The organism is Kitasatospora sp. NPDC059599 (genome assembly GCF_042735125.1).
In the GTDB taxonomy this organism is placed as follows: Bacteria; Actinomycetota; Actinomycetes; order Streptomycetales; family Streptomycetaceae; genus Kitasatospora.
In genome coordinates this window covers 16144-41659 of record NZ_JBHWCL010000082.1, presented here as the reverse complement: position 1 = coordinate 41659, position 25516 = coordinate 16144, and the positions used below count along the sequence as shown (strand labels likewise).

The following is a 25516-nucleotide window of genomic DNA, read 5'->3' as shown; positions in this document are numbered from 1 at the left end:
CGACGCGACGCCGACCCCCACCCCCCGCCCCCCCCCGCCCGCCCCCCCCGCGCGGGCGCGCCGCCGGCCCCGCCCGGGCGGGGGTGGGGCGTTGGCCCGCCGCCCCCCCCCCCCCACGCCGCACCAACCGGCCGCACGGCCGGTTGGTCGCATGGCCGGTTGCCGCGCTGCCGCCCGGGCGGCATGTGCCCGGTAGTCACGCACAATGCCTATTCGGCACGAATGCGCCCTTTCCCGCTATCTACGCGAGTAGTGCCGCCGCGAGTGTCGGCGTCACCGGATCTACGCGAGTAGCTCTCGGCTGCGAATTGCCGGGCGGACATTGCCGGACAGAGAAGCCGAATCGCCCGAAATCCCGCGCAGTCGACACCATCGCCACACGCCGACAACACGAGATGCCACCACGCCCCTCGCATGAGAAGTCGACCAATCCGACTTCTCATGCCCGACAGGAACTTCTACGCGAGTAGATACAGTCCACCCCATAACGCGGCACGCTCGACTCCCCGAACCGCCGGCCACCACCCGTCGGCCACCCGCACGGAAAGTCGACCAGGCCGACTTCCCAGGCGCACAGGGCATGCACACATCAAATTCCCGCGCACGGATATCGCTCACAATTGCATGAGCACGACAAACTTGCCCGGCGCCGGGAGCCCGATCCCGCCGATCCCTCACACGGCACGCCACCGCCAGGGGCACACCGGCGCGCCAGGGCCGACCTGTGGGTCGCGCGGGAGGTCGGCCGGGTCGACTTCCCGCGCAGTCCGCCGCAGCTCACCGGCCGGGAGGACCGCCGACCGCCGCCTCGCACCCCAGGGCGTCGACGTGATCGACCCCTCCCGCACCGGCAGGCAGCCCGGATCCCTCCACGCGCATGGAAACAGAAATGGAATCGCGCTAGCGAGACGTCGGGCAGGCCCACTTCCCGCGCAATGCGGCGAACAGCTGTACACCGAGCCGGCCGACAACCCGGGCGCATCCGACAAGCCGGCCGGGCCGACTCCGCAAGCGCGAAGAATGGTACGGAAACCAGTGCCGAATACGTCGGCCCTCCGCACCGGAAGAAATGCCCGATCCCTCTCCCGGCATTCCTGCCGGAATCCTCCATGACGCCAGGAAAGACGGGTCGCGAGGCTGCTGCGGGAATTCCGCATCCCCGAATCCGGCGCATTCGGGACACGGCCACCCGATTCCCGGTCGCACGTCGGGCCCACGTTCGCCGGCGAAGACACCAGGACCTCCCCGGCTCGCGGCGAGGCCCCGGTCGGGGCGCCGTGACGGAGAGGTCCTGGTGGCGAGGTCCTGGCAGGGAACTCCTGGCGGGGAAGTCCGGGCGGGGAAGTCCGGGCGGGAGGTCCCGCCTGCGAGGTCCCGGTGTCCTCGCCGGCGGTCGGAAGCCGCGCCGGCGGGTCAGCCGATCAGGGTGGCCAGCGCGCTGCCCTGCGGGTAGAGGGCCGCCGCCGCGGGAAGCGTGGCGGTGGCACCAGCGTGGAGCACGGTGAGCGTGCCGTTACCCGTCCGGGTGGGGTCGCCGACCCGGCGGAGGGCCTGGGCGGCGACGGCGTCGGCGGAACCGAACAGGGTGAGCGCCGCAGAGGCGGTCGGGGCGACGGCGGCACGGATGCGGTCGTCGACGAGTTCGTAGTGGGTGCAGCCGAGCACCAGGACGTCGGTGCCGGCCGGCGTACGGGCGGCCGCGTCCGCGATGGCGGCCGTGATGGCGTCGTCGTCGCCGTGCTCGACGGCGTCCGCGAGGCCCGGGCAGGCGACCTCCGCGATGTCGGCCGTTCCGCCGAAGTCGCGGATCAGCCCGCGCTGGTAGGCGCTCCCGGTGGTGGCCGGGGTGGCCCAGATGGCGACCCGGCCACCCAGCGCGGCCGCGGGCTTGATGGCAGGGACGGTGCCGATCACCGGCAGCCCGGGCTCCAGCTCGGCGCGCAGGGCGGCGAGCGCGTGGACCGAGGCCGTGTTGCAGGCGACCACCAGCACGTCGGGTTCCAGCGCGGCGGCGGCCCGGCAGCAGCCGAGGGCCAGCTCGGTGACCTCTTCGGGTGTGCGCGGCCCCCAGGGCATCGAGGCCGGGTTCGAGGACAGCACCAGGTCCGCGTCCGGGCGCAGCTTCCGTAGGGTGGCGGCGGCGGCCAGCAGGCCGATTCCGGAGTCCATCAGTGCGATCTTCACGGGTCAAGACTTTAGTCGATCCGTCCGTCCGGCCCTGTTCTGCGGCAGACTGCCGGAGTGACCGTCCTGCTGTGGATCGCCGCGTTCTCCCTGCTGGTCTGGCTCTGGCTGGCGTGCTGCCACGGCATGTTCTGGCGGACCGACGTGCGGTTGCCGCCGCGTCGCCCGCCGGCGCGCTGGCCGGAGGCGGTGATCGTGGTACCGGCCCGGGACGAGGCGGCGGTGCTGCCGGCGAGCCTGCCGACACTGCTGGCGCAGAAGTACCCGGGGCGGGCGCGGGTGATCCTGGTGGACGACCACAGCTCGGACGGCACCGGCCCGGTGGCGGCGGAGCTGCGGACGATCGAAGGGCTGGAGCTGACCGTCACCACCCCTCCCCCGCTGCCGCCGGGATGGACGGGCAAGCTGTGGGCGCTGCGGCACGGGGTCGAGCTGGCCGGTCCGGACGTCGAGTACCTGCTGCTGACGGACGCGGACATCGCGCACGGCCCGGAATCACTCGCCGAGCTGGTGGCGGCGGCCGAGGGCAACGGCCTGGATCTGGTGTCGCAGATGGCCCGGCTGCGGGTGGAGACCGGCTGGGAGCGCCTGATCGTGCCGGCCTTCGTGTACTTCTTCGCCCAGCTGTACCCGTTCCGCCGCAGCAACCGTCCGGGGGCACGCACGGCGGCCGCGGCGGGCGGCTGCTCGCTGGTGCGGCGCGAGGCGCTGGAGCGGGCCGGCGGGGTGGCGGCGATCCGGGGCGCCGTGATCGACGACGTGTCGCTGGCCCGGGCGGTGAAGGCCACCGGCGGCCGGACCTGGCTGGGCCTCGCCGACGACGTGGACAGCGTCCGCCCGTACCCGCGGCTGGGGCAGCTGTGGCGGATGGTGTCGCGCAGCGCGTACGCCCAGCTGCGGTACTCGCCGCTGCTGCTGCTCGGGACGGTGCTGGGGCTGGGGCTGGTGTACCTGGTGCCGCCGGTGGCGACGGTGGCCGGGCTGGTGGCGGGGGCCCCGGCGGTGGCTGCCGCGGGCGGGGCGGCGTGGGCGCTGATGGCGGGCACGTACCTGCCGATGGTCCGGTACTACGGGCAGCCGGCCCCGACCGTGCTGCTGCTGCCGTTCACGGCCGGGCTGTACCTGGGGATGACGGTCGACTCGGCGGTGCAGCACTGGCGCGGCCGGGGCGCGGCGTGGAAGGGCCGGACCTACTCGCGGGCGTGACCCCCGCACACGCCCGCGAGCAGGCCCCGTCTCCCCCGCGGACCGGGGGAATTCTCCGGCGCGGCGCGCCCATCGGCTCCATACTGCTCGGATGGACCGTCAGCAGATCTCCCGCCTCGCCCATGCCCACCACCCGATCGCGGCACCGCTGGCGGACGAGTCGGTGGCCCGTCTGCTGGAGCGCGCGACGGCCGGGCGGGAGGACGGCCGGGCGCTGGACCTCGGCTGCGGTGAGGGTGCCTGGCTGGTCCGTGCGCTGGCCGCGCGCCCGCGCTGGCACGCCGTGGGGGTGGACCTGGACGCCCGGGCCCTGACCCGCGCCCGGGAGACCGCGACCGCCCTCGGCGTCGAGCGCCGGATCGGCCTGCACCACCTGGACGCGCGGGAGTTCACCGCCAAGGAACCCTTCGACCTGGTGCTGTGCGTCGGCTCCACCCACGCCTTCGGCGGGTTGCTGCCGACGCTCGCGGCGGCGCGCGAACTCCTCGCCCCGGGCGGCCGGCTGCTGGTCGGGGAGGCGTTCTGGCAGCGCGAGCCGTCCCGGGCCGCGCTGGACGGGCTGGGTTCGACCCCGGACGAGTTCGGCGATCTGGCGACGACCACCGGCCTGGTCCTCGCGGACGGCTGGACGCCGGTGTCCGGGCACGTCAGCACGGAACGGGATTGGGACGACTACGAGTTCGCCTGGACGGGCTCGCTCGCCGAATGGGCACTGGACCACCCGGACCACCCTGATGCAGCGGCCGCCCGGGAGGCCGCGGACCGGCACCGCACGGAGTGGCTGCACGGCTACCGGGGGACGCTCGGTTTCGTCACGTACCTGCTGCGCCGCGACTGAGCCCGCCCCCGGACGGGCGCTCCGGCCGGGCGACTACTTCTGCGTGCGGGCGAGGAAGTCGTCGATCAGCGGGGCGATTTCGGGCAGTTTCTCCTCCAGCGCGAAGTGTCCGGTGTCGAACACGTGCAGTTCGGCTCCGGGCAGGTCGCGCAGGTAGGCGCGGGCGCCGGCCTCGGTGAAGAAGGGGTCGTTGCGCCCCCAGAGGATCAGCGCGGGCGGCTGGTGGGCGCGCAGCCAGGCCTGCCAGGCGGGGTAGAGCTCGACGTTGGAGAAGTAGTCGAGGGCCAGTTCGACCTGGATGTCCTTGCGGCCGGGGAGGTCGAGGAAGTGCTGGTCGAGGGTCCAGCCGTCGGGGGCGACCAGGCTCGGGTCGCCGGTGCCGCCCTCGTACTGGCTGCGGGTGATCTCCGCCGTGAGGATCGAGCGGGCGGCCTCCCCGGCGCCCGGGACGCCGCGCCGGTTGGCGATGAACTCCCTTGCCTGGGCGGAGAGTCCCTCCTCGTAGGCGTTGCCGTTCTGGACCACCAGGCCGGTGACCCACTCCGGCCGGCGGGTGGCCAGGCGCAGGCCGACCGGCGCGCCGAAGTCGAAGACGTACAGCGCGAAGCGGTCCAGGCCGAGGGCGAGGCAGAAGCCCTCGACCACGTCGGCGAGGGTGTCGAAGCGGTACGCGAAGGCGTCGGGTGCGGGGCTGTCGCTGTGGCCGAAGCCCGGGTAGTCGGGGGCTATCAGGCGGTAGCGGGTGCCGAGCGCGTCGAGCAGCCGGGCGTACTGGTGGGAGGCGGACGGGAATCCGTGCAGCAGCAGGAGGACGGGGGCGTCGGCCGGCCCGGTCTCGCGGTAGAAGACGCGCAGCCCGTCGACGTCGACGTGGCGGTGGTGGACGTGCGGGATCATCAGCTCGCTCATGCTAACCATTAAACCGCATTGAGACGGTTAGGCAAGCCCGCGAGTGAAGCCCACGGGCCCGCGTGCACGGGCGAGCTGATCGATCGTCACCGGCTGCGTCGCCGAATGCGACACCGAGTCCGTCGCCGGAGTCGTCACCGGACGCGCCGCCGGACGCGCCGCCGGATCCGCGGGGCTCAGCCCTGCTTCGCCTGCTCCTGCTGCACCAGCTGGTCGAGCACCCCGGGCATCCGATCGACGCCGCCGGCCTTCGTCGGCGAAGTCCGGTACTCCCCCTGGACGATGACCGTCGGCAGCTCGTCGATGCGGTAGCGGACGAACGCGGCCGCGGCGTCGTCGACCGACCGGCGCACCTCGGCGGACCGGTAGGCCTCGCGGAACTGCTGGGCGTCGACACCGTGGTGGACCGCCCAGTCGGTCGCGGACGCCTCGGTGGCGAGGCCGGCGTGGTCGTTGTGGACGGCGCGGAAGACACCGACCTGCAGGCGCTCGACCAGGCCGAGGCGCTCCAGCGTGTAGTACATCCGCGCGTGGCCGCGCTGGACCTCCTCCTCGGGGCTGCCCGGCCAGATCGCCGGGACGCGGCGCAGCGCGACGTCCGAGCGGTGCTTCTCGGCCCAGTTCTGCAGGGGCTGTTCGAGCGCCTGGGAGTGGCCGCAGTCGTACCAGAAGAACTCCACCGCCTCGGTCCGGGCACTCTCGCGCACCGGTTGGGGCTGGTCGAGCCTGACGAACCGGGGACCTTCGGAAGGGGTTTGGTGGATCGCCGCACCGGCCTGGACCGGGGAGGCGGCGATCCCGGCGGCGACGGCGAGCAGGACGGTGGACCGCAGCAGCGACTTCGAGTTCACACCGGAAGTCTGCTGGTGACGGCTCGTTACCGACGAGTCGGTGTGCGACGGCGAGCCGGGATTCGCCCGAACGGCGCAGCCATGCATCGGCACAGCCGTGCAACGGCGCAGCAGCGCAGGCGGTGCAGCAGCACAGCGGCACCGGACGCGTCGACCCGTCCCGCGTCAGTCGGCGGGCGCCTCGCCCGCTGTCCACACCTCGGCCACCAGCCGCTGCCAGGCGTCCACCACCGCGCCCAGTTCGAAGTGCTCCAGCGCGTGCGCCCGGGCCGCCGCACCGAGGCCGGCCCGGTTGACCGCCAGCACCTTGCCCAGCGCCTCGGCGAGGGCGAGCGGGTCCCCGGGGGCGACGAGCGCGCCGGTGGCGCCGTCCCGGACGACCTCGCGCACCCAGCCGACGTCGGTCGCGACGGCGGGGACGCCGGCCAGCGCCGCCTCGATCAGCGCGCCGGGCACGCCCTCGCTGTCGCTGGTGAGCAGCAGCGCGTCGGCGGCGCGGTAGAGCGGTGCCGGGTCGGGCAGGGGGCCGAGGAAGTGGGCGCGGGCGGCGGCCGGGTGGCGGGCCAGTGTCTCGCGCAGCGGGCCGTCCCCGGCGACGGCGAGCCGGACGTCGGGCAGGCGGTCGAGCACGTCGAGGGCGAGGTCGAGCCGCTTCTCGGGCGCTATGGCGCCGATCCAGGCCACCAGCAGGACGTCCGCCGGAAGGCCCAGGGCATGCCGGGCGGCGCGCCGGTCGTCCCGGCCGTCGGCGGGCGGATAGCTCTCGGCGGCACGGGAGTTGGGGATCACGTGCACCTTGCCCTCGGGCAGCGTGAACTGTTCCTCCAGGACGGCCCGCGCCTCGTCGGTGAGCGTGGTGACGGCGGCGGCGCGGTGCATCAGCGCGCCACCGCGCACCCGGCGCAGCCGGTTGGCGGTCCAGTAGCGGGGGTGGCCGACGGAGACGTAGACGAACGGGGTCCGGGTGCCGGCCAGGGCGAGGGCGCAGGCGGCCAGGGTGTCGGAGCCGTGGGCGAGCACCACGTCGGCGGCGCGCGCGGCGGAGCGCAGGGCCCGCAGGGTGCTCGGGCGCAGCCGGCCCGGACCGAGGACGGCTGCGGTGCGCAGGCCGGAGGCTCCGGGGCAGTCCCCCGGGTCGGTCTCCGCGTCGCCGGGGCGGACGGCCGGGTGCGGGGCGAGGGCACACAGCGCGGAGGACTGGCCCCGGCGGCCCAGTTCCCGGTGGAGGTCACGGGCGAAGTTCTGGGCGCCGCCGCGGCGTGAATCACTGATCAGGTGCAGGACGCGCGGTCGGGTTCCGGCCGGATCGGCCGACATATGGTCGGGCATGGACCGACCTTGGCACAGTGCTCCGCCGGGGACAGCCCCTTCGCGCAACCTGATGGTGGCCTATCTGCCCGCGCTTGTACACCCGGTGTGCGCCAGAGAGCCGCCGGTGTGCGCCGGTTGCGACCGCCGTGCGCCCCGTCTCGCCCCGGGCTGCGCTCCGGTTCGCCACCGTCGCGCCGGGCCGGGGTGCCGCTCGTCGGTGCCGGCCGGGTTCGTGCGGTGCCGTTTCGTGCCGTCCGGTGCCGCGCGGTCCGGTGCCGCGCCGCGCCGTCCGGTGCCGCGCCGCGCCGCCCCGCGCCGGGGAACGACCCGGGCCGGGCCGGGGCGGCCACCGGGCCAAGTACCGCTCTACACGCTCCGGTTACCCGCACCTCCGGAGCCCGATAGGGCCGTACGCGGAGCGCCCGCGCCCCGCCCGGCCCGTCACCGTCGGGCCCCACGGCGGTTACGCGAATCGGGTGAACGCGGTTGGACCTCGGGCCGGACCGCTCGGCAGGATGTCCGGCCGGGGCGCCGCCGCGTGCCCCGTCTCCCCCTCCCCGTACGGATTTGGAGTCGCCCGGTGTTCAAGGGATTCCGCAGCTTCCTGCTGCGCGGAAACGTGGTGGACCTCGCGGTCGGCATCGTGATCGGCGCCGCCTTCACCGCCGTCGTCACCGGGTTCGTCAGCGCCTTCCTCACCCCGCTGGTCGGCGTCGCGTCCGGCGCTGTCGGCGACTTCACGCAGAAGACCTTCGAGGTGGCCGGCACCCGCTTCCCGTACGGCCTCTTCGTCAACGCAGTGATCGGCTTCGTACTGACCGCCGCGGTCATCTACTTCGCCGTGGTGGTGCCGGTCGGCAAGCTGCAGTCGCGCTTCGAATCGGCCAAGCCCGCGCCCGCTGCGAAGGCGGACTGCCCGGAGTGCCTGAGCTCGATCCCGGCCGCCGCGACCCGCTGCTCCTTCTGTACCTCGGAGATCACCAAGCCGGGCCTGCCCGCCCAGAACCAGGCGCTGCAGTCGCACTGACCTGCACATCCGGAGCCGCGACCACCGATCGGGGCTCGTGACCGGCGACCCGGGCTCGTGACCGGCAACCCGGGGCAGTGCCCGGCGACCGGCACCCGGCGACCGGCGACCCCGAAACAGCCGGTCAGCGCACTGACGGGATCTTTATGCCCGAAACATTCACGAGCCCCCGCCACCCCCTCAGCGGGGGCTCGAATGCGCCAGCGCACGCCCCGTCCGCAAAAGTTTCTCCGCAGGGCCCCCGGCCGTCCACCGGCCGGTCACCACAAGGCCGACCGACGGCACCGTCCGGTCACTGTTCGATCACTGACGGGGTGCCAAGGTTGTCCTGAATCGATCTCCGCTATGTCCGTTCTTCCTACTTTCGAGACCTTTGTGCGAGCGAAGACTGTGTAAACACTCGAACTGCTCCCCCTCCCGCTCTCCTCAGCAGGCGCATTGTGGGCTTACCGTATGCCCCATGACCTCGCCCCGCTCCTACGACGGAGTCGGCTACCCCTCTCCGTCCTTCTCCTCCGGCACGCCGATTTACGACAGCCTCGTGGCTGAGCGCGGCGTCCCCCAGATCGCACCCATCAACGTGCCGGCCGCCCTCCCTCCGGCACTGTCCACCGGCTACGGATCCGGCCTCGGCCAGTCCTACGAGAACCGGTACGGCAACGGGTACGACACCCCCGGCAGCAACCTCCCCGCGCTGCCGCCCGCTCGCCTCGCCCTGGGCCCCGGCCCGAGCAGCGGCCCCTCCGCCGGCCCCGCCACGGCGTACATCCCCGCGCAGCCCGCGCCGGCGTACGCCTCCCCCCAGCCCGCGCTCCCCGGCTACGGCACCCCCCAGCCGTACCAGCGACCGCAGCCCGGCGCGCCGGCCTTCACCCAGACCGCCAGCGGCGGCTACCAGCCGACCGGCGGCCAGAGCTTCGGCGGCCAGAACACCTTCATCGGCGGCCAGGGCGGCCAGCAGTCGTTCGGCGCGCAGCCGGCCGGCGGCCCGGCCGGTTTCGGCCAGGCCCAGCCCGGCGGTCCGCAGTCGTTCGGCGGTCAGCAGTCCTTCGGCGGCCCGTCCGCCGGCGGCCCCGGCTTCCAGGGCCAGGGCGGTGACCAGTCCTTCGGCGGCGCCCAGTTGCGCCCGGCCATGGCGCCGGCCGCGCCCGTCCGCCCGATGCAGCCGCAGCGCCCGGGCCCGTACGGCGACCCCGGTCAGTTCCAGGGCAGCGGTGGCTACCAGTCCCAGGGCCAGGGCTACTGAACCACTGACACCCGAGGCCGTCCCCCACACGGCCCGCACCCGCACCACCTGAGCACCACCCGGCGACCCCTGAGCGCCGGGCGAACGGAGAAACGGGTCATCCACGGACCGCCCGGAACGCCCCCCACGGCGTCCCGGGCGGTCCGTGCGCATACGGGGGCCCTGCGTCCGGCCGGAAACCTGCTGGCAGGATGGGGGAATGCAGCTCACCGGACTCCACGTCTACCCCGTCAAGTCCATGTACCGCCTGAGCCCGGACAGCGCCGACGTCCATCCCTGGGGCCTGGCCGGAGACCGCCGCTGGATGCTCGCCGACGCGACCGGACGCTTCGTCAGCCAGCGGGAGGACGCCGCCCTCGGACAGATCCGGCCCGCCCTCCGGCCCGACGGCTCGCTCACGCTGACCGCCCCCGACGGCTCCCGGATCGAGGTCCCCGCCCCCGCCGTCGCGGCCGGCGACCCGCTCGCCGACGTCGAGGTCTGGGGCACCCGCTTCCGCGCCGCCGAAGCCCCCAAGGAAGCACACGAGTGGATCGCCGAACACCTCGGCGACTACCGCCTGGTACACCTCGACGACCCGCGCGCCCGGCCCGTCGACCCCGAGTACGGCACGCCCGGCGACACCGTCTCGATGGCCGACGGCTTCCCCCTGCTGCTCACCACCACCGCCTCACTGGACCGGCTCAACGAACTGATCGCCACCGAGCACCCCGAGGAGGACGGGCCCCTGCCGATGGAGCGCTTCCGCCCCAACGCGGTGGTCACCGGCACCGAGCCCTGGGCCGAGGACGGCTGGCGCCGGATCCGGATCGGCGGGCTCACCTTCAAGGTCGTCAAGCCCTGCGGCCGCTGCGTCATCACCACCACCGACCAGGAGACCGGCGAGCGCCGCGGCAAGGAACCCCTGCGCACCCTGGCCCGGCACCACCGGCTGCTGCGCAAGGCCGCCTTCGGGCAGAACCTGATCCCCGAGCGGCCGTCCGGCGTCGAGGGCGACGTGCTCGGCACGCTGCGCCTCGGCGACGAGGTCGAGGTGCTGGAGGACGGGGCGCACTGGTCGGCCGACGAGCGCTGAGCGCCGGGCCGCACCCTGCGGGGGGGGCGCGGTCGCGCGGGACCGGCTCCGCTGCGGAGCGGCCCCGGCGCGGCCGCCGTCCCTGTGCCACGGCCGTCGCCCGCACGTGACGACCACCAGGGGCGACGGCCACCGGGTTCAACGCCCGCCGCGTTCGACGGCCACCGGGGGCGACGGCCACCGGGTTCGACGACCGTCCGGTGTGACGGCCAGTCGTGCGCGTCCGGCACCGCACGGAACCACCACTGTGCGCGCTCGTTGAAACAAGTGGTCGGAACCTGTGGCGGCGGTGGGCCCTACCGGTGTCCGCGCGACAACGGGCGGCCGGACCACCCATGGGAGCGCGCTACGGTGGGCGGACGGCCCGCGCACCCCCGCGCGTTCGGCCCGTTGCACGCCGGCTCGACGAAGGTGGGGACGACAGACCGTCATGGCTGAGCACAGGGTCCGGGTCACCCAGGACAGCGCATCCCGCTGGCGTCGCCGCGCAGGCGACTACGACACGCTCGCGGAAGCCCTCGCGGCCGCCGAACCGGGCGACACCGTGACCGTCCGGCCGGGCACCTTCCGGGAGAACGTGCTGCTGGACAAGGCGGTGACGATCGTCCCGGCCCAGGGGCCGGGCACCGTACGGATCGATCCGCCCTCCGGGGTCGCACTGACCGTCACCGCCGCGGCGACCGTCCGCGACCTGGTCGTCGAGGGCGGCGACAGCTCCACCCCGGCCGTCCTGGTCACCGGCGCACAGGCAACGCCCTCGCTCAGCGGCTGCCGGATCGAGACCCGTTCCGCCACCGGCATCGAGATCGCCGGCGGCGCCCGGCCGACGCTGCGCGGCTGCGTCGTCGCCAACCCCGGCGGGCTCGGCCTCCGGCTGCGCGGCGAGGGCACCGCCGCCGCCTTCGAGGACTGCGAGGTCGCCGCCGCCGGCCAGGCCGGGCTCGCCGTCCTCGGCGGAGCGACCGCCGCCCTGGACCGCTGCCGCGTCCACCACACCTCCGGCGCCGGCGTGCTGCTCTCCGATCCCGGCAGCGCGGCCGAACTGACCTGCTGCGAGATCTACGAGATCCGCGGCAGCGGCGTCCAGGCCGATTCGCAGGCGGGCGGGCGACTGGTCGACTGCGAGATCCACCGCGTCACCGGCAACGGACTGACCCTGGACGGCGAGGCCGAACTCGTCCTGACCGGCTGCCGGGTGCACGACCTGCCGGAGAACGGCGCCGACCTGCGCGGACGCTCCCGGCTCAGCCTCGCGCACAGCACCATCCGGGACTTCGGGCGCGGCGCGCTGTCCGTCTGGGACCAGGGCACCGAGGCCATCGCCGAAGCCTGCCAGATCCACGGATCCAGCGGCGAGTACCCGGCGTTGTGGGTCAGCGACGGCGCCCGGCTCACCCTCACCGACTGCTCGCTGCACGACCTGCCGGACGCCCTGTTCGTCCTCGACCGCGACTCCGCCGCCACTGCCGAGGGCTGCTCGTTCAGCCGGATCCGCAGTTCGGCGGTCTCGGTCAGCGGCGGGGCCACCGTCTCCCTGGCCGCCTGCCGGGTCCAGGAGGCGGGCACCGGGCTCTGGTTCCGTGACCACGGCAGCGGCGGACTGCTCACCGACTGCGAGATCTCCGACGTGGCCACCGGGGTGATCGTCACCAAGGGCGCCGACCCGGTGCTGCGCGACTGCAGCGTGCGGGCCAGCACGGACGCCGGGGTGTACGTCTCGGCGCAGGGACGCGGCACCTTCGAGGACTGCCGGGTCTCGCACGGCAAGGGCTTCGGCTTCCACATCATCGACGGCTGCCGCACACAGCTCACCCGGTGCCGGGCGGAGCAGAACGAGCGCGCCGGGTTCGAGTTCTCCGAGCCCGGGCCGGTCGCGGAGGGCTGCACCTCGGACGACGTCCGTGCGGCGGGACCCCCACCGGGATCCGGGCGCAGATCGGGCCTGGGGCCCGGGCCGGGGTCGGGGTCGGGGCCCGGAACGGGATCCGGACCGGGCTCGGGGCTGGGCTCCGCACCGGGGTCAGGGCTGGGGTCGCCGTTCGGGGGTGCGGACGTACCGTCACCCCGGGCGTCACAACTACTCGCCGCCGCACCGGCCTTGACACCCTCCGCAACCGCCTCGGCGGCGATCGCCCCGATCCCGGACTGCCGCCCCGCCGACGAAGCGCTCGCCGAACTGGACTCCCTGGTCGGACTGGCCACGGTGAAGCAGGAGGTGCGCACCCTGATCGATCTGATCTCGGTCGGCCGGCGCCGCCGCCAAGCCGGGCTCAAGGCACCCTCGCTCCGCCGACACCTCGTCTTCACCGGCGCCCCCGGCACCGGCAAGACCACCGTCGCCCGGCTCTACGGCGAGATCCTCGCCTCGCTCGGGGTCCTCCAGCGCGGGCACCTGGTCGAGGTGGCGCGGGTGGACCTGGTCGGCGAACACATCGGCTCCACCGCGATCCGCACCGCTGCCGCCTTCGACCGGGCGCGCGGTGGCGTGCTCTTCATCGACGAGGCGTACGCGCTCGCCCCCGAGGACGGGGCACGGGACTTCGGACGCGAGGCGATCGACACCCTGGTCAAGCTCATGGAGGACCACCGGGACGAGGTCGTCGTCATCGTGGCGGGCTACACCGCCGAGATGGAGCGCTTCCTGTCCGCCAACCCCGGTGTATCGTCCCGTTTCTCACGCACCATCAGCTTCCCCGACTACACGGCGGACGAGCTGCTGGAGATCGCCCGGGCCCAGTGCGCGGAGCACGAGTACGCACTGTCCGAGGAGGCGGAGCAGGCGCTGCTGGGCCACTTCGGACGGCTGGATCGCGGCCCCAACTTCGGCAACGGGCGCACCGCGCGGCAGGTCTTCGAGACCATGGTCGAGCGGCACGCCGTACGCATCGCCCACCTGACCGACCCGTCCACCGAGGAGCTCCAACTGCTCGTCCCGGCCGACCTGCCGGGCGCGCCACTGCCGTAGCCCGATCATGGCCCGTGCTGCGGTCGCGGTGTCGCGGCCCGTGCCGCGGTCGCCGTGTCGCTGCCGGGAACTCGCCTGCCGTTCCGGGCCGTTGAGGCGGACATGGGCATGCTTCTGACGGGCGCGGCGGGCGGATTGCTGCTGCCGGCCGGGCTGGTGGTGCTGTTCTTCCTGGGCGCAGTCGCACGGCGGCTTCGCGCCCGCCCGACATCGGCTCCGGCCGGTGGCCGCGGTGCGGGAGCGACCGCGACGGAGGAACTGCACGCGCTGCTCTACCCGAGCAAGCGGGTGCAGCTGGAGCAGCGACGGGTCGAGCTGGTGCTGCGGGACGACGAGCACGACGGCGCGCCGAAGCGCACCGGGATCGACCTCGCGGGCGGCCGGGCGGTGATTCGGCGACAGTCGGGCGCCGGGTGACAGCGTCGGGCTCCGGGCCGCCGGCGGCGAACATGCGACAGCTAGCAGCTGACAGACGACAGATGACAGATGACAGAGTCTGAAATCTGTCATCTGTCATCTGTTCGCCGCGGCCCACGCCGCCGCCACCGTGCCGCCCGTAGGCCCGCTCGACCGCTCGACCGCTCGACGGCTCGGCCGGTCGAGACGCCGGCGACCGATGCGTCAGCCCACCCAGGAGCCGCCGGCGAGGAAGGACTCCAGCGCGGCCCGGTAGGGCGCGATGTCGATCCGCTCACCGGCCAGCCAGTCGTCCGAGTAGTACTTGTCCAGGTAGCGGTCCCCCGGGTCGCAGATCAGGCCGACCACGCTGCCGGTCCGTCCGGCAGCACGCATCTCGGCGACGATCCGCATCGCGCTCCACAGGCCCGTCCCGGTGGAGGCGCCGGCCTTCTTGCCCAGGACCTGCTCCAGCACCCGTACGGCGGCGATCGACGCCGCGTCCGGGACCTTCATCATCCGGTCGACCGCCCCCGGAACGAAGCTCGGCTCCATCCGGGGCCGCCCGATGCCCTCGATCCGCGAACCGCTCCCGCAGACGGCGTCCGGGTCGTGGCGCACCCAGCCCTCGAAGAAGCAGGAGTTCTCCGGGTCCGCCACGCAGATCCGGGTGTCGTACTGCATGTAGTGCACGTAGCGGGCGATGGTCGCCGAGGTGCCGCCGGTACCGGCCGTGGCGACGATCCAGGCCGGTTCGGGGTGCGGCTCCAGGCGCAGCTGGGCGAAGACCGATTCGGCGATGTTGTTGTTGCCGCGCCAGTCGGTGGCCCGCTCGGCGTAGGTGAACTGGTCCATGTAGTGCCCGCCGGTCTCCTCGGCGAGCCGGGCGGACGCCTCGTACACCTCGTCGGAGCGCTCGACCAGGTGGCACTCGCCGCCGTGGAACTGGATCAGGTCGATCTTGGCCTGGCTGGTGCTCTTGGCCATGACCGCGATGAACGGCACGCCGATGAGCTGGGCGAAGTAGGCCTCGGAGACGGCGGTGGAGCCGCTGGAGGCCTCGATCACCGGCTTTCCGGGGCGGATCCAGCCGTTGCAGAGCCCGTAGAGGAAGAGCGAGCGGGCCAGTCGGTGCTTGAGGGAGCCGGTCGGGTGGGTGGACTCGTCCTTGAGGTAGAGGTCGATCCCCCACTCGGCCGGCAGCGGGAAGCGCAGCAGGTGGGTGTCGGCGGAGCGGTTGGCGTCGGCCTGGACCTTGCGCACCGCCTCCTTGAGCCAGACCCGGTAGTCCTGGTCGGAGCGGTCGACGTCGATGGTCGGCTCGATACCGGACCGCGACTCGCGCTCGATGCCGCGCTCGATGCCGCGCTCGATGCCGCGCTCGATGCCGCGCTCGATGCCGCGCTCGGCGTCGGACTGGGTGCTCATGGTGACTTCTCCCTCGTGGTGACCCCCCGCTGCTCACTACGAGTGTATGACTGTCACGATAAGTAACCGTTTTCGAAGGCCCAGCTTCCGCTTATCGTCTTCGGCATAGGCCGGGCCGGGCCGGGCCGGGGCTCAAGGGCCGACAACCGCAACCTGGAACCACGACCCCGGCGCCCGGGCACACTCTGCCACCACGGCCCCGCCCTGCCACCGGACCGCGACGCGCCGCGCGCCCTAGCCGACCTGGACGGGCACCGACTGCGGATCCAGCAGGTACGGCCCCCAGCCCAGTTCGGCCGCGCCCGCGAGCGCACCGTGCGCCAGCTCCGCGCCGACGATCGGCACCCGCCCGCTGCGCCCCCACAGGCTGCGCTCCGCGACCACCATGCGCAGCCGCTCGGGCGCGGCCTCCAGCAGGTCGAGGTGCAGGCCGCTGAGGACCACCCGGTCGGGGTTGAGGATGTTGGCGACGCCCGCCAGCCCGAGCCCGAGCCGGTCGATGACGTGCTCGACCGCCGCGCGCGCCCGGTCGTCGGTGGCGGCCGCCCGGCACAGCTCGCGCGCCTGGTCGAGCAGCGGGCGCCCCGCCTCGGGGGTGAGCCCGGCGGCGGCGAACAGCGCGTCGGGGTCGGTCTCCGAGTTGAGGCAGCCGCGGTTGCCGCACATGCAGGGACGGCCCTGCGGGTCGACGGTGAGGTGGCCGACCTCCAGGGCGAGGCCGGCGCTGCCCGTGTGCAGGTGGCCGTCGATCACCAGCGCCCCGCCGACGCCGCGGTGGCCGGAGGTGACGAAGAGCAGGTGGCGGGCGCCGCGGCCGGCGCCGTGCCGGTACTCGGCGAGCGCGGCGAGGTTGGCGTCGTTGGCGAGCGCGGTGGGCAGCGGGCGCAGCGCGTTCGGGCCGTGGTCGGCGCGGCCGACCTCGACGTCGTACAGGTCGGCGACCGGGGTGCCGCTGGGCCAGGCGAAGTGCAGCGCGGCGAGTGCGGTGCCGTCCGGTTCGGTGACGGGGTTGGGCAGCGCGAGCGCGGCGGCCAGGCAGCGGCGGTCGGTGGCGCGGGCGAGCTCGGCGCCCGCCTCGGCAACGGCGCGCAGCATCCGGACCGGGTCGGTGGCAGCGGGCAGCGGTAGGTGGACCGGCGGGTCGAGCAGCCCGCCGAGGCAGGCCAGGGTGACGCTCAGCCCGTCGGCGTGGATCTGCCCGGCGACCACGACCGGGCCCTGCGGGTCGATCGCGAGACGGTGCGAGGGGCGGCCGCGGCCGCCACCGGCCGGGCGCGAGTCGACGGTGATCAGCCCGAGCGCCTCCAGCTCGGCGGTGACGGCACCGGCGGTGGCCCGGGTGACGTCCAGCGCACGGGTGAGCGCCGAGCGGGTCGGCGTCTGGCCGGTGTGGATCAGCGAGAGGGCGGGGCCGAGCAGCGTCCGACCCCGGTCGGGGGCCGCGCGGCGCTGGCCGTCGCGCTGCACGTCGGAGCCGTTCCCGGTGCCGGGCCGCGGGCTTGATGGTGAGAGCTGCACGCCCCTATTGTTACTTTGTGCCGCTTCGAAACAAAATCCGCGCCCATCCCGCACCGAGCCGCCCCTCCCCCCAGTCTCGCAGCACACCCCCGGTGACCGACAGCCCCTGGGGCCCCGCACGCATCGCGCTCACCGCGTTCTTCGCCGTCGACGGCTTCCTCTTCGCCGCCTGGGTCGTCCGCATCCCGGACGTCCGCAGCCAGGTCAGTGCGTCGCACAGCACCCTCGGACTCGCCCTGCTCTGCCTGTCGATCGGGGCCGTCCTCACCATGCCGGCGGTCGGACGGCTCTGCCTGCGGTACGGCTCGCGCCCCGTCACCGTCGGCTCGCTCGCCCTGCTCAGCCTCGCCGTCCTGCTGCCCGCGCACACCCACTCGGTGGCCACGCTCGGCGCCGCGCTGCTGCTGTTCGGCGCCGGGTACGGCGGGGCCAACGTCGCGATGAACAGCGCCGCCGTCGACCTCGTCGCGCAACTGCGACGGCCGGTCATGCCCAGCTTCCACGCCGGGTACAGCTTCGGCGGGCTCGTCGGTACGGGCGTCAGCGGACTGCTCGCAGGACCACTCAGCACCGCGTGGGCACTCGCGCTCAGCGGACTGCTCGGCCTGGCCGTCACCGTCGGCGCCGGCGTCGTGCTGCTGCGCAGCCCGGCGGCGCCCCTGATCGCGCCCGACCGGACGAAACGGGCGCACCACGGCGGGCCGGCGAACGGCAGTGCGCCGAACGGCGGGTCGACGGACGGCGGGGCCACGGGCGGCAGTGCGGCGAACGGCGGCGCGACGAACGGGCCGGGCGGGCCCGCGGGCGGCGCACGGACCAGCGGCGCACGGACCAGCGGCTCGCGGACCAGCGGCTCGCGAGCGGGCCGTTCGCCGGCCCGTCTGCTGGTGCTGCTGCTCGGCGTCACCGCGCTGTGCACCGCGTACGGCGAGGGCGCGATCGCCGACTGGACCACCCTGCACCTCACGGACGACGTCCACGCGAGCGCCTCGGTGGCGGCGACCGGCTACGGCGCGTACGCGTTCGCGATGGCGAGCGGGCGGGTCGGCGGCACCTGGCTGTCCATCCGGCTCGGGCAGACCCGGTTGATGCTGCTCGGCGGGCTGGTGGCCGCGGCCGGCATGCTGGTCGCCGCCCTCGCCCCGGTGGCACCGCTGGCGATCTGCGGGTTCGTTCTGGTCGGCCTCGGTCTGGCCAACCTCTTTCCCCTCGCCATCGCCCGGGCCGGCGAGGCGGGCGGCCCGCAGGGCGTCGCGCTCGCCTCGTCCCTCGGCTACGGCGGGATGCTGATCGGCCCGGTGGTGATCGGCTTCCTCGCCGACGCGGCCGGACTGCCGCTGGCCCTCACCACGGTCGCGGTCGCCGCGACGGCGGCGGCGCTGCTGCCGTTGTCGGTCGGGCGGCGGTTCAGGTGACGGGCGACGGGCGACGGGCGACGGGCGACGGACATCGGGTAGCGGATGACAGATGACAGCTGACAGATGTTGGAATCTGTCAGCTGTCATCTGTTTGCTGACGCCCGTTCCCTGCCCCCTTGCCCCTCTGCCCGTTGCCGCCTCCACCCCCTCACCCCCTCCCCGGCTGACGGATCCGACCCGACAGTGGCAGGATGCGGGGCCATGACGACCAGCGAACGCTTCCAGGTACTGCGGGCGAGCGAGCGGCCGGCGACGGCGTGGCTCAACGGGGGCGGGGTGACCAGGGAGGTCGCCGGATTCCCGGCCGGAGCCGGCCTGGACCGGTTCGACTGGCGGGTCAGCCTGGCCGACGTGGCCTCGGCCGGTCCGTTCTCCCCCTTCCCCGGCATCGACCGGGTGATCACCCTGGTCGAGGGCGCCGGCATGGCACTCACCGTCGACGGTGTCGAGCAGTTGGTCGACGCGCCGTACCGGCCGTTCCCGTTCTCCGGCGACGCCACCACCGACTGCCGCCTGCTGGCCGGCCCCGTGGTGGACTTCAACGTGATGACGCGGCGCGGCCGGGTCGAGGCCACCGTGGACCTCGCCACCGCGCCCGCCGTCGTCGAGGTCCGGGCCGGGAGCACCTCCCTCCTCGTGTGCCTCGCGGGCTCGGCCGTCGTCGGCGGTGCCGAGGCCGTCGAACTCGCCCGCTACGACGCGGCACTGCTCGACGCGGCGGGCACGTACGAGCTGCGCCCCGACGGCGTCACCGCCGTCATCACCTTCCGTACGGCCCACTGACGCACGCGCCCCGGCCCGCCACGCCGACGCGCCGACCGGCCAAGCGCCACCCGGCACACTCCCACCGACCAGCACGCACCGACCAGCACGCAGCGACCAGCACGCACCGACCAGCACGCAGCACGCAACGGCGGCGCTCCCGCCCCCGGTTCAGGGGGGGGGCAGGAGCACCGCTGCCGCCGTCAGCCGCAGAGCACCGGTGTGGCGTGCGCCGGGTCCAGGGCATTGGTCACCAGGTGCAGCGCCGTCGGCGAGAACGCGATCCCGACGTGCTCAACGAGTGAGATCGGGCAGTGGTCCTGGAGTACCACGTCGTCGACGCCCGGACCGTTGAGGAACTGGGTCCGCCACGGGGTGACGACCTCGTCGTACACGGTCGAGATCACCGTGTAGCTCACGCCCGGCACGGTGTCCGGCCGGGAGGCCATCGCCTTGTTGAAGTCGGAGCCGACCGCCTGGTCCCGGCAGGCCTGGCAGACGGTGTAGATCAGGTTCGCCACGCCGGGGAAGTACGGTGCGAGGTTGACGATCCCGTCGAGCGTCGTGCCGTGGTTGGAGGGCGCCAGCCCGACCAGCTTGCCGACCTTGGACGCGCCGCCGAGGAACTTCAGGTAGTAGTTCGGCAGCATGCCGCCCTGCGAGTGCCCGACGATGTCGACCTTGGGCGCGCCGGTCGCGTTGCGCACCAGGTCCACGAAGCGGGCGAGTTGGGCGGCCGAGTCGGGCACCGCGCCGAGCCCGCCGATCGGGAGCAGCAGGCCGCTTCCGGTGGAGGTGATGCCGGGGATGGTCCCGTAGTCCAGGGCGAAGACGCAGTACCCGAGGCTCTTCAGCAGCGGGGAGAGCGCCAGCCAGTTCTCGTAGCGGTTGGCGAAGGTGCCGTGGACCAGGACGACCGGGTCGGGGTGGGCGGCGGTCGGCCGGCAGGTCCAGTCGTTGGCGCCGGGCGGCGAGGCCACCGTGTCGCCGTCGGGCGGCAGTTCGGCGGCGGTCACGCGGGCCGTACCGGCAGCGGCGACGGCGTCCGTAGCGGCTCCGGCGGCCGGGGCCGCGGCCGCAGGCACCGCCGTCGCGGGCACCGCGGTCGTGCCGACCAGCAGGGCACCCGCCAGCAGGGCCGCGCCCAACGTGCCGCCGAGCGTGCGTCGCAGGGGATTTGCGGAGAAGCGGAGAAGTGGGGTTCTCAACTGTTGCCTCCACAGCGGAAGTTTGTTACCAACAGGTAACCCGAGTGGCTCCATCATGCGGTCGCCCCTCCGGCCCGGCCCTTGGGTGTCCCCCAGACCTGGACGGTGTTCTCTGTGACCGGTCACAACGCACCCCACTGCACGCCCCCGGACACCCCCGCACCGGCACCGGGTTGGCGCGTCCCGGTGATCGGCGGTCTCCCGGCCGACCAGCGGCTCCTCTGCGCGGTACGCGAGTTGGCCCAGGCCGTGGTCGCCGCACTGCTGGACCGCGTGCCGGTCTACCGCCGGCTGCCGCGCGAGCAGCTCACCGGCGAACTCACCCGGGACACCGAGCGCCGGATCCGCGCCCTCGCCCACACCGTCCGCACCGGACTCCCAGCCCCCGCCGAGGAGTTCGCCGCCGTCCGGGAGTCCGCCGCCCGGCGCGCCGAGGAGGGCCTGCCGCTGGACGCCGTCCTGCTCGCCCACCACCTCGGGCTGGAGGTCTGCTGGGAGTTCGTCACCCGGCACGCCCGGGACGGCGACTCCGCCGAACTACTGGTCCTCAACCGGCTGTTGCTCGACCAGCTCCGGCAGGCCGCGACCGCGGCCGGGGCCGGCTACCTGGACGGACGTCGCCCGACCGCCGACCGGCGGTCCACGGCCAGGCAGTCCCTGCTCACCGCACTGCTCGCGGGCACCCCCGCCGACGGGGCCGCCGCACGCGCCGGGCTCCGGCTGCCCGCCCGCTACGCCGTGCTCTGCCTGTCCGTCGCCGACCACCCCGACGAGCACTCCCCCGGCGTCGACCCGGGCGTCGCCGCCCACCGCAAGCTCCGCCGGCTCGGCGCCGAACTCGACCACCGCACCCGGCAGTCGGCCCTCACGGCGCTCACGTCCTCCGGCGGCTTGGTGCTCGTCCCGCTCGACGACGCGCCGGGGGCCCCGAACGGGCCTGAGTCCCCGAGACCGTGGCAGCCGTCCAAGCCGTCCGAACCGTGCAAGCCGTCCGGGCCCTCCGTACTCACGGGAAGGTCCGCGCCCCCGAGGCCGTCGCGCCTGTCGGCGTCGGCCGTGCCCACGGGCTCGGTTCCGCCGGAACCTCCTGACGGCGGTGCCGGGATCCCCTGGACCCGGCTCTCCGCCACCCTTGCTGCCGCCTCCCGGGCCGCCGGTGCGCCGGTCCTGGCCGGTGCGGCCGCCGCCGTACCCGCCGAGGTGCCGGAGGCAGCCGCCCTCGCCTACGAAGTCCTGGACGTCGCCCGGGCGTTCGGACACCCACCCGGGCTGCACCGGCTGGACGACGTCCTGCTGGAGTACCAGCTCAGCCGCCCCAGCCGGGCCCGCGCGGGGCTCGCCGCCCTGCTCGAACCCCTGGCCGACTCCGGGGAGTTGCTCACCACCCTGCGCACCCACCTGGCGGGCGGCCTCAACCGCCGGCACACCGCGAGCGCGCTCCACCTGCACCCGAACACCGTCGACTACCGGCTGCGCCGGATCGCCGCCCTGACCGGCCTGGATCCGGCCCGGCCCGCCGACGTCCTGCGGATCACCGCCGCCATCGCGGCGCGGGCCGCCGAACAGGGCTCCATCGCAGGGTAGTTCGGGCCCCCTTCCGCGCACGGCCGTTCGACCCCGCCCCCACCCCATCCCCCGGGAACATCACGCCGGCAACCCCGGCAACCCCGGCACCCCCGGCACCCCACACCGGGCGGAACCGGAGGCACCCGCACCGCCGCCGTCCACGAGACGGCCGCAGCCCGGGTGCCGACGGCAGGCGCGGTCAGTCGTCCGGCCGAGCGCCTCCGCGAGATCCGGACCTCATAGTCGATCCAGCCGTGGGTCAGCACCCAGCCGTTCAGCTTGTCCCAGGTCTGCGGGCCGACGACACCGTCCTGCCCGAGGCCGGTGCACGCTGGAAGCACCAGACGGCCGCGTCGGTCCCCTTGCCCCAGATCCCGTCCTCGTCCAGCCGGGCGCTGCCGGAGGAGTACGTGACGTGGTTGAGCTCGCACTGGAGCTGCTTCACCGCGTCACCGGTGTTGCCGTACCGCAGCGTGGGCTGGGCGGCCGTGTATCCGCAGTACTGCGAGGCCTGCGCCGAGGCGGCGGGTGCGGTCGCGATCCCGGCTGCCAGCACGATTCCGGCGGTGACGAGGCCGCCGACGAGACGGTTGCGCATGAGATTCCCCCGTTCACAGGTTGATCGTCCATAGGTCGATCAAAATCGAATGAAAGGCACGCCAACCGACAGATCGTCAGAACAGTGGAGGATTCACCTAAAGGATCGACAAAACCATGGTCAGTCCTGCTCGCCGGGCAGCCGCAGGTCCCACCCGACCAGCGCACGCAACTGCTCCGCCGTCACGCCCTCCGGCACCGGCTGGGGCGCGTCGTGGCGCAGCGGCGGCTGCCAGCCCTCCTCCTCGGTCCAGCGGCGGACCACCTTGGCCGGCGCCCCGGCGACCACGCTGTGGTCGGGCACCTCACCGCGCACCACCGCGCCCGCCGCGACCACCACGTTCCGGCCGAGCCGGGCGCCCGGCAGGATCACCGCACCGGTCCCGATCCAGCTGCCCGCGCCGATCTCCACCGGCTCGTTGCGCGGCCACTGCTTGCCGATCGGCAGGTCGGTGGCGCGGTACTCGTGCGCCTGGTCGGAGATGTAGACACCGGGCCCGGTCCAGACGTCGTCGCCGAGCACGATCGACTGGTGGCCGACGATGTGGCTGTCCCGGCCGATCACGCAGCCGCCGCCGATCCGCACGATCGGCTCCGGCCCGAGGTCGAGGCCGGGCAGGAACCCGGCGCTGATGGTGACGCGCTCGCCGATGATCGAGAACGGCCCGATGGTGATCCACTGCTCGTTGAACACCGCGCCGAGCGGGAACGCGAGCGTCGTGCCGTCCCCCAGCTCGCCGAACCGGTACGGGCCGGGGCTCCGGTTGGTGACCGCGCCCGCCGTCTGCACCCAGCGCCAACCCCGGTGGACGAGGCGCCCGGCGGCACGGCGGCCGCCTGCCCGGACGGCGGAGACGAGGGAGCGGGTTATCGGCATGCGCTCACGTTACCGGCCCGTAGCGGAGGCCCGGCCGCCGGGCGGCCAACATCACACCACCCCCTCCCGGCCCGCCCGCCACACCCGCCGCGGAGGCTCCCCAACCCGACCATTCGAATGACTGTCCGAAAATCGCGGACCATCCGGCTCCGCGATGGAAGACTCCGCTCCATGGAGATCACCGCGCACATCGACGCGCTGCGACACGAGGGCACCCGGCTCGCCGAGGCCGCCGCCCGTACCGACCTGTCCGCCCTCGTCCCCACCTGCCCGGAGTGGCAGGTGCGGGACCTGCTCCGACACGTCGGCTCCGTGCACCGCTGGGCCGCCACCATCACCGCCCGGGGCCTGTCGGCGCCGCCGGACGAGGCCACTGCGGAGGCGGCCGTCGGGCCGGTGCCCTCGGACACCGCACTGCTCGACTGGTACCGCGAGGGCCACGCCACGTTGGTGGACACGCTCACCACGGCCCCGGCCGACCTCGCGTGCTGGAGCTTCCTGCCCACGCCCAGCCCGCTCGCGTTCTGGGCCCGGCGGCAGGCGCACGAGACCGCCATCCACCGGCAGGACGCGGACGCCGCAGCCGGTGTGCCCGGGCCGCCCGTGGACACCGTGCTCGCCCTCGACGGCATCGACGAACTGCTGCGCGGCTTCATGACCGGCAGCCGGAGCACCCTGCGCAGCGACCACCGGCGAACCCTCCTGGTCCGCGCGACCGACGGGCCCGGCTCCTGGCACGTGACGATCACCCGGGAACCCTTGACCGTCACCACCGACGCGAGCGCCGAACCGGCCGACCTGACCCTCGCCGGCCCGGCCCGCGAGCTCTACCGGCTGCTGTGGAACCGGCTGCCCGCCGAGCAGGCCGGGGAGGTCGAGCGGACCGGTGACCGGGGCCTGCTCGACCTCTGGCGGGACACCGCAGTGATCGGCTAGGCCGGACAGGGCCGAGGCCTGACGCCTCCCACGTCCCGCCCCGGATGCGCCGGCCGGCACGACGCCACTGGCCGGCGCACCCGCGGTCACCACCGCGAACGGTCAGCGCACCCAGCGCGCGGGCCGCTTCTCCAGGAACGCCCGCATGCCCTCCTGCGCCTCCTCCGAGCCGAACAGCCGCGCCGACAGCTCCACCAGTTCGTCGGCGTCCCGCTCGAAGGAGCGCACCACCTCGGCGTTCGCCAGCCGCTTCGACTCCGCCAGCCCCTGCGGGGAGCCCTGGCGCAGCGCGTCCAGCAGGCCCTTCAGGATCACGCCGGTGTCCTCGGCGGACCCGCCGGCGCTGGTGATCAGGCCGATCCGGGCGGCCTCGGCGGCGTCGAAGACCTCGCCGGTGAGGTAGTAGCGGGAGGCGGCGCGCGGATCCAGCTTGGGGCGCAGCGGCAGCGAGATGACGGCGGGCGCGAGGCCGAGCCGGACCTCGGTGAAGGCGAAGGTCGAGGCCGGTCCGGCGACGGCGAGGTCGGCCGCACCGACCAGGCCGAGCCCGCCCGCCCGCACGTGCCCGTCGATGACCGCGATCACCGGCTTCGCGCAGTCCACGATCGCCCGCTGCAGCTCGACCAGGCCGCGCGGGCCGACCGTCGGGTCCGCGCCGGTCGCCTCGGAGAGGTCGGCGCCCGCACAGAACACCTTGCCGGTGTGCCCGAGGATCACGGCGCGGACGTCCGCGTCGGCCGCGGCCGACGCCAGCCCGGCGTGCAGCTCGGCCATCAGGCGGGTGGAGAGCGCGTTGCGGTTGTGCGGCGAGTCGAGGGTGAGCGTGGTGACGGCGTCGGCGGTGCTGACGCGGACGAGGGGCTCTGCGCTGGTCATCGGCGGGGCCTGCCTTCCGGCTGAGGGTGGGTCGGACTGCGGACTACGGGACTGCGGGCGCGGTCCGGGGTGCCGGACGGCGCCCGGACGACTCTGGCACGCCCACCCGCCCCTCGGCCAGAGCCAACCTGCCACGTGCCGGAGCCGACCTACCGGGTACGGGCGGCCGACCCGCCGTTCAGGAGCGTCCGACCTCCCGCGTGCCGGAGCCGACCCGCCGCGTGCCGCGGGCACCCTGCCCTGCACCGGCTGCCCCGCACCGGCTGTCCCGCACCGGCTGTCCTGTACCGGCGGCGGAGCCATCACCCACCGGCCCCTGCCT

The 25516-nt window shown here is 74.2% G+C and carries 21 protein-coding genes; 11 read left to right on the top strand and 10 right to left on the bottom strand.

Going from position 1 to position 25516, the window contains the following annotated elements:
- Window positions 1–1413: 1413 nt before the first annotated feature.
- Entirely contained in the window at window positions 1414–2184 is a 771-nt protein-coding gene (locus ACFV04_RS26115) for a glutamate racemase (RefSeq protein WP_380532788.1), read from the bottom strand.
- 57 nt (window positions 2185–2241) lie between these two features.
- Here ACFV04_RS26115 and ACFV04_RS26110 point away from each other — a divergent pair, with 57 nt between their 5' ends.
- Entirely contained in the window at window positions 2242–3390 is a 1149-nt protein-coding gene (locus tag ACFV04_RS26110; protein WP_380532785.1) for a glycosyltransferase, read from the top strand.
- A gap of 91 nt (window positions 3391–3481) precedes the next feature.
- A complete protein-coding gene (locus ACFV04_RS26105) occupies window positions 3482–4228 on the top strand; it encodes an SAM-dependent methyltransferase (protein ID WP_380532783.1) in 747 nt (248 codons plus the stop codon).
- A gap of 33 nt (window positions 4229–4261) precedes the next feature.
- Here the strand turns inward: ACFV04_RS26105 and ACFV04_RS26100 are convergent, their stop codons facing one another.
- The 3 genes from ACFV04_RS26100 to ACFV04_RS26090 form a co-directional block, all read right to left on the bottom strand.
- Entirely contained in the window at window positions 4262–5137 is an 876-nt protein-coding gene (locus ACFV04_RS26100) for an alpha/beta fold hydrolase (protein ID WP_380532780.1), read from the bottom strand.
- Between the two features lie 176 nt (window positions 5138–5313).
- On the bottom strand, window positions 5314–5988 hold the full coding sequence (locus ACFV04_RS26095) for a thiol:disulfide interchange protein DsbA/DsbL (RefSeq protein ID WP_380532777.1): 675 nt from the start codon (window positions 5986–5988) through the stop codon (window positions 5314–5316).
- Between the two features lie 165 nt (window positions 5989–6153).
- On the bottom strand, window positions 6154–7317 hold the full coding sequence (locus tag ACFV04_RS26090; RefSeq protein ID WP_380532774.1) for a glycosyltransferase family 4 protein: 1164 nt from the start codon (window positions 7315–7317) through the stop codon (window positions 6154–6156).
- Window positions 7318–7879: 562 nt separating this feature from the next.
- On the opposite strand from ACFV04_RS26090, the gene mscL reads away from it, so the two are divergent.
- From mscL to ACFV04_RS26065, 5 genes are all read left to right on the top strand, one after another.
- Window positions 7880–8326 (top strand): large conductance mechanosensitive channel protein MscL, encoded by a 447-nt coding sequence (mscL, locus tag ACFV04_RS26085; protein ID WP_380532771.1) that lies wholly within the window; start codon window positions 7880–7882, stop codon window positions 8324–8326.
- A 460-nt stretch (window positions 8327–8786) separates the two neighbouring features.
- Window positions 8787–9572 carry a DUF6643 family protein gene (locus ACFV04_RS26080; RefSeq protein WP_380345083.1) on the top strand — a complete coding sequence of 262 codons (786 nt, stop codon included), beginning with the start codon at window positions 8787–8789 and terminating at the stop codon, window positions 9570–9572.
- 199 nt (window positions 9573–9771) lie between these two features.
- Window positions 9772–10647, top strand: coding sequence for an MOSC domain-containing protein (locus ACFV04_RS26075; RefSeq protein ID WP_380532768.1), 876 nt, complete (start codon window positions 9772–9774; stop codon window positions 10645–10647).
- 430 nt (window positions 10648–11077) lie between these two features.
- On the top strand, window positions 11078–13612 hold the full coding sequence (locus ACFV04_RS26070) for a right-handed parallel beta-helix repeat-containing protein (protein ID WP_380532766.1): 2535 nt from the start codon (window positions 11078–11080) through the stop codon (window positions 13610–13612).
- A gap of 102 nt (window positions 13613–13714) precedes the next feature.
- Entirely contained in the window at window positions 13715–14029 is a 315-nt protein-coding gene (locus ACFV04_RS26065; RefSeq protein WP_380345089.1) for a DUF6191 domain-containing protein, read from the top strand.
- Between the two features lie 204 nt (window positions 14030–14233).
- On the opposite strand, the gene ACFV04_RS26060 is transcribed toward ACFV04_RS26065, so the two are convergent.
- Window positions 14234–15436: a PLP-dependent cysteine synthase family protein gene (locus ACFV04_RS26060; protein ID WP_380532763.1), complete on the bottom strand. Its 1203-nt coding sequence runs from the start codon at window positions 15434–15436 to the stop codon at window positions 14234–14236.
- 234 nt (window positions 15437–15670) lie between these two features.
- Complete coding sequence (locus ACFV04_RS26055) at window positions 15671–16903, bottom strand: ROK family protein (protein WP_360262583.1); 1233 nt, start codon at window positions 16901–16903, stop codon at window positions 15671–15673.
- Between the two features lie 68 nt (window positions 16904–16971).
- Between ACFV04_RS26055 and ACFV04_RS26050 the strand changes: the two genes are divergently transcribed.
- A complete protein-coding gene (locus tag ACFV04_RS26050) occupies window positions 16972–18369 on the top strand; it encodes an MFS transporter (RefSeq protein ID WP_380532760.1) in 1398 nt (465 codons plus the stop codon).
- Window positions 18370–18573: 204 nt separating this feature from the next.
- The gene (locus tag ACFV04_RS26045; RefSeq protein ID WP_380532757.1) at window positions 18574–19155 is read left to right on the top strand and encodes a HutD family protein; all 582 of its coding nucleotides are present in this window, start codon (window positions 18574–18576) and stop codon (window positions 19153–19155) included.
- A 182-nt stretch (window positions 19156–19337) separates the two neighbouring features.
- On the opposite strand, the gene ACFV04_RS26040 is transcribed toward ACFV04_RS26045, so the two are convergent.
- The gene (locus tag ACFV04_RS26040; protein WP_380532791.1) at window positions 19338–20234 is read right to left on the bottom strand and encodes an esterase/lipase family protein; all 897 of its coding nucleotides are present in this window, start codon (window positions 20232–20234) and stop codon (window positions 19338–19340) included.
- A 222-nt stretch (window positions 20235–20456) separates the two neighbouring features.
- Between ACFV04_RS26040 and ACFV04_RS26035 the strand changes: the two genes are divergently transcribed.
- Window positions 20457–21926, top strand: coding sequence for a helix-turn-helix domain-containing protein (locus tag ACFV04_RS26035; protein ID WP_380532754.1), 1470 nt, complete (start codon window positions 20457–20459; stop codon window positions 21924–21926).
- Window positions 21927–22182: 256 nt separating this feature from the next.
- Here the strand turns inward: ACFV04_RS26035 and ACFV04_RS26030 are convergent, their stop codons facing one another.
- Together ACFV04_RS26030 and ACFV04_RS26025 are read right to left on the bottom strand one after the other, a co-directional pair.
- Window positions 22183–22506, bottom strand: coding sequence for a peptidoglycan-binding protein (locus ACFV04_RS26030; RefSeq protein WP_380532751.1), 324 nt, complete (start codon window positions 22504–22506; stop codon window positions 22183–22185).
- Window positions 22507–22626: 120 nt separating this feature from the next.
- On the bottom strand, window positions 22627–23382 hold the full coding sequence (locus ACFV04_RS26025) for an acyltransferase (RefSeq protein WP_380345101.1): 756 nt from the start codon (window positions 23380–23382) through the stop codon (window positions 22627–22629).
- A 171-nt stretch (window positions 23383–23553) separates the two neighbouring features.
- Between ACFV04_RS26025 and ACFV04_RS26020 the strand changes: the two genes are divergently transcribed.
- Window positions 23554–24318, top strand: coding sequence for a maleylpyruvate isomerase family mycothiol-dependent enzyme (locus tag ACFV04_RS26020; RefSeq protein ID WP_380532748.1), 765 nt, complete (start codon window positions 23554–23556; stop codon window positions 24316–24318).
- Between the two features lie 102 nt (window positions 24319–24420).
- On the opposite strand, the gene ACFV04_RS26015 is transcribed toward ACFV04_RS26020, so the two are convergent.
- Window positions 24421–25194 (bottom strand): enoyl-CoA hydratase family protein, encoded by a 774-nt coding sequence (locus ACFV04_RS26015; RefSeq protein ID WP_360262565.1) that lies wholly within the window; start codon window positions 25192–25194, stop codon window positions 24421–24423.
- Between the last annotated feature and the right edge of the window lie 322 nt (window positions 25195–25516).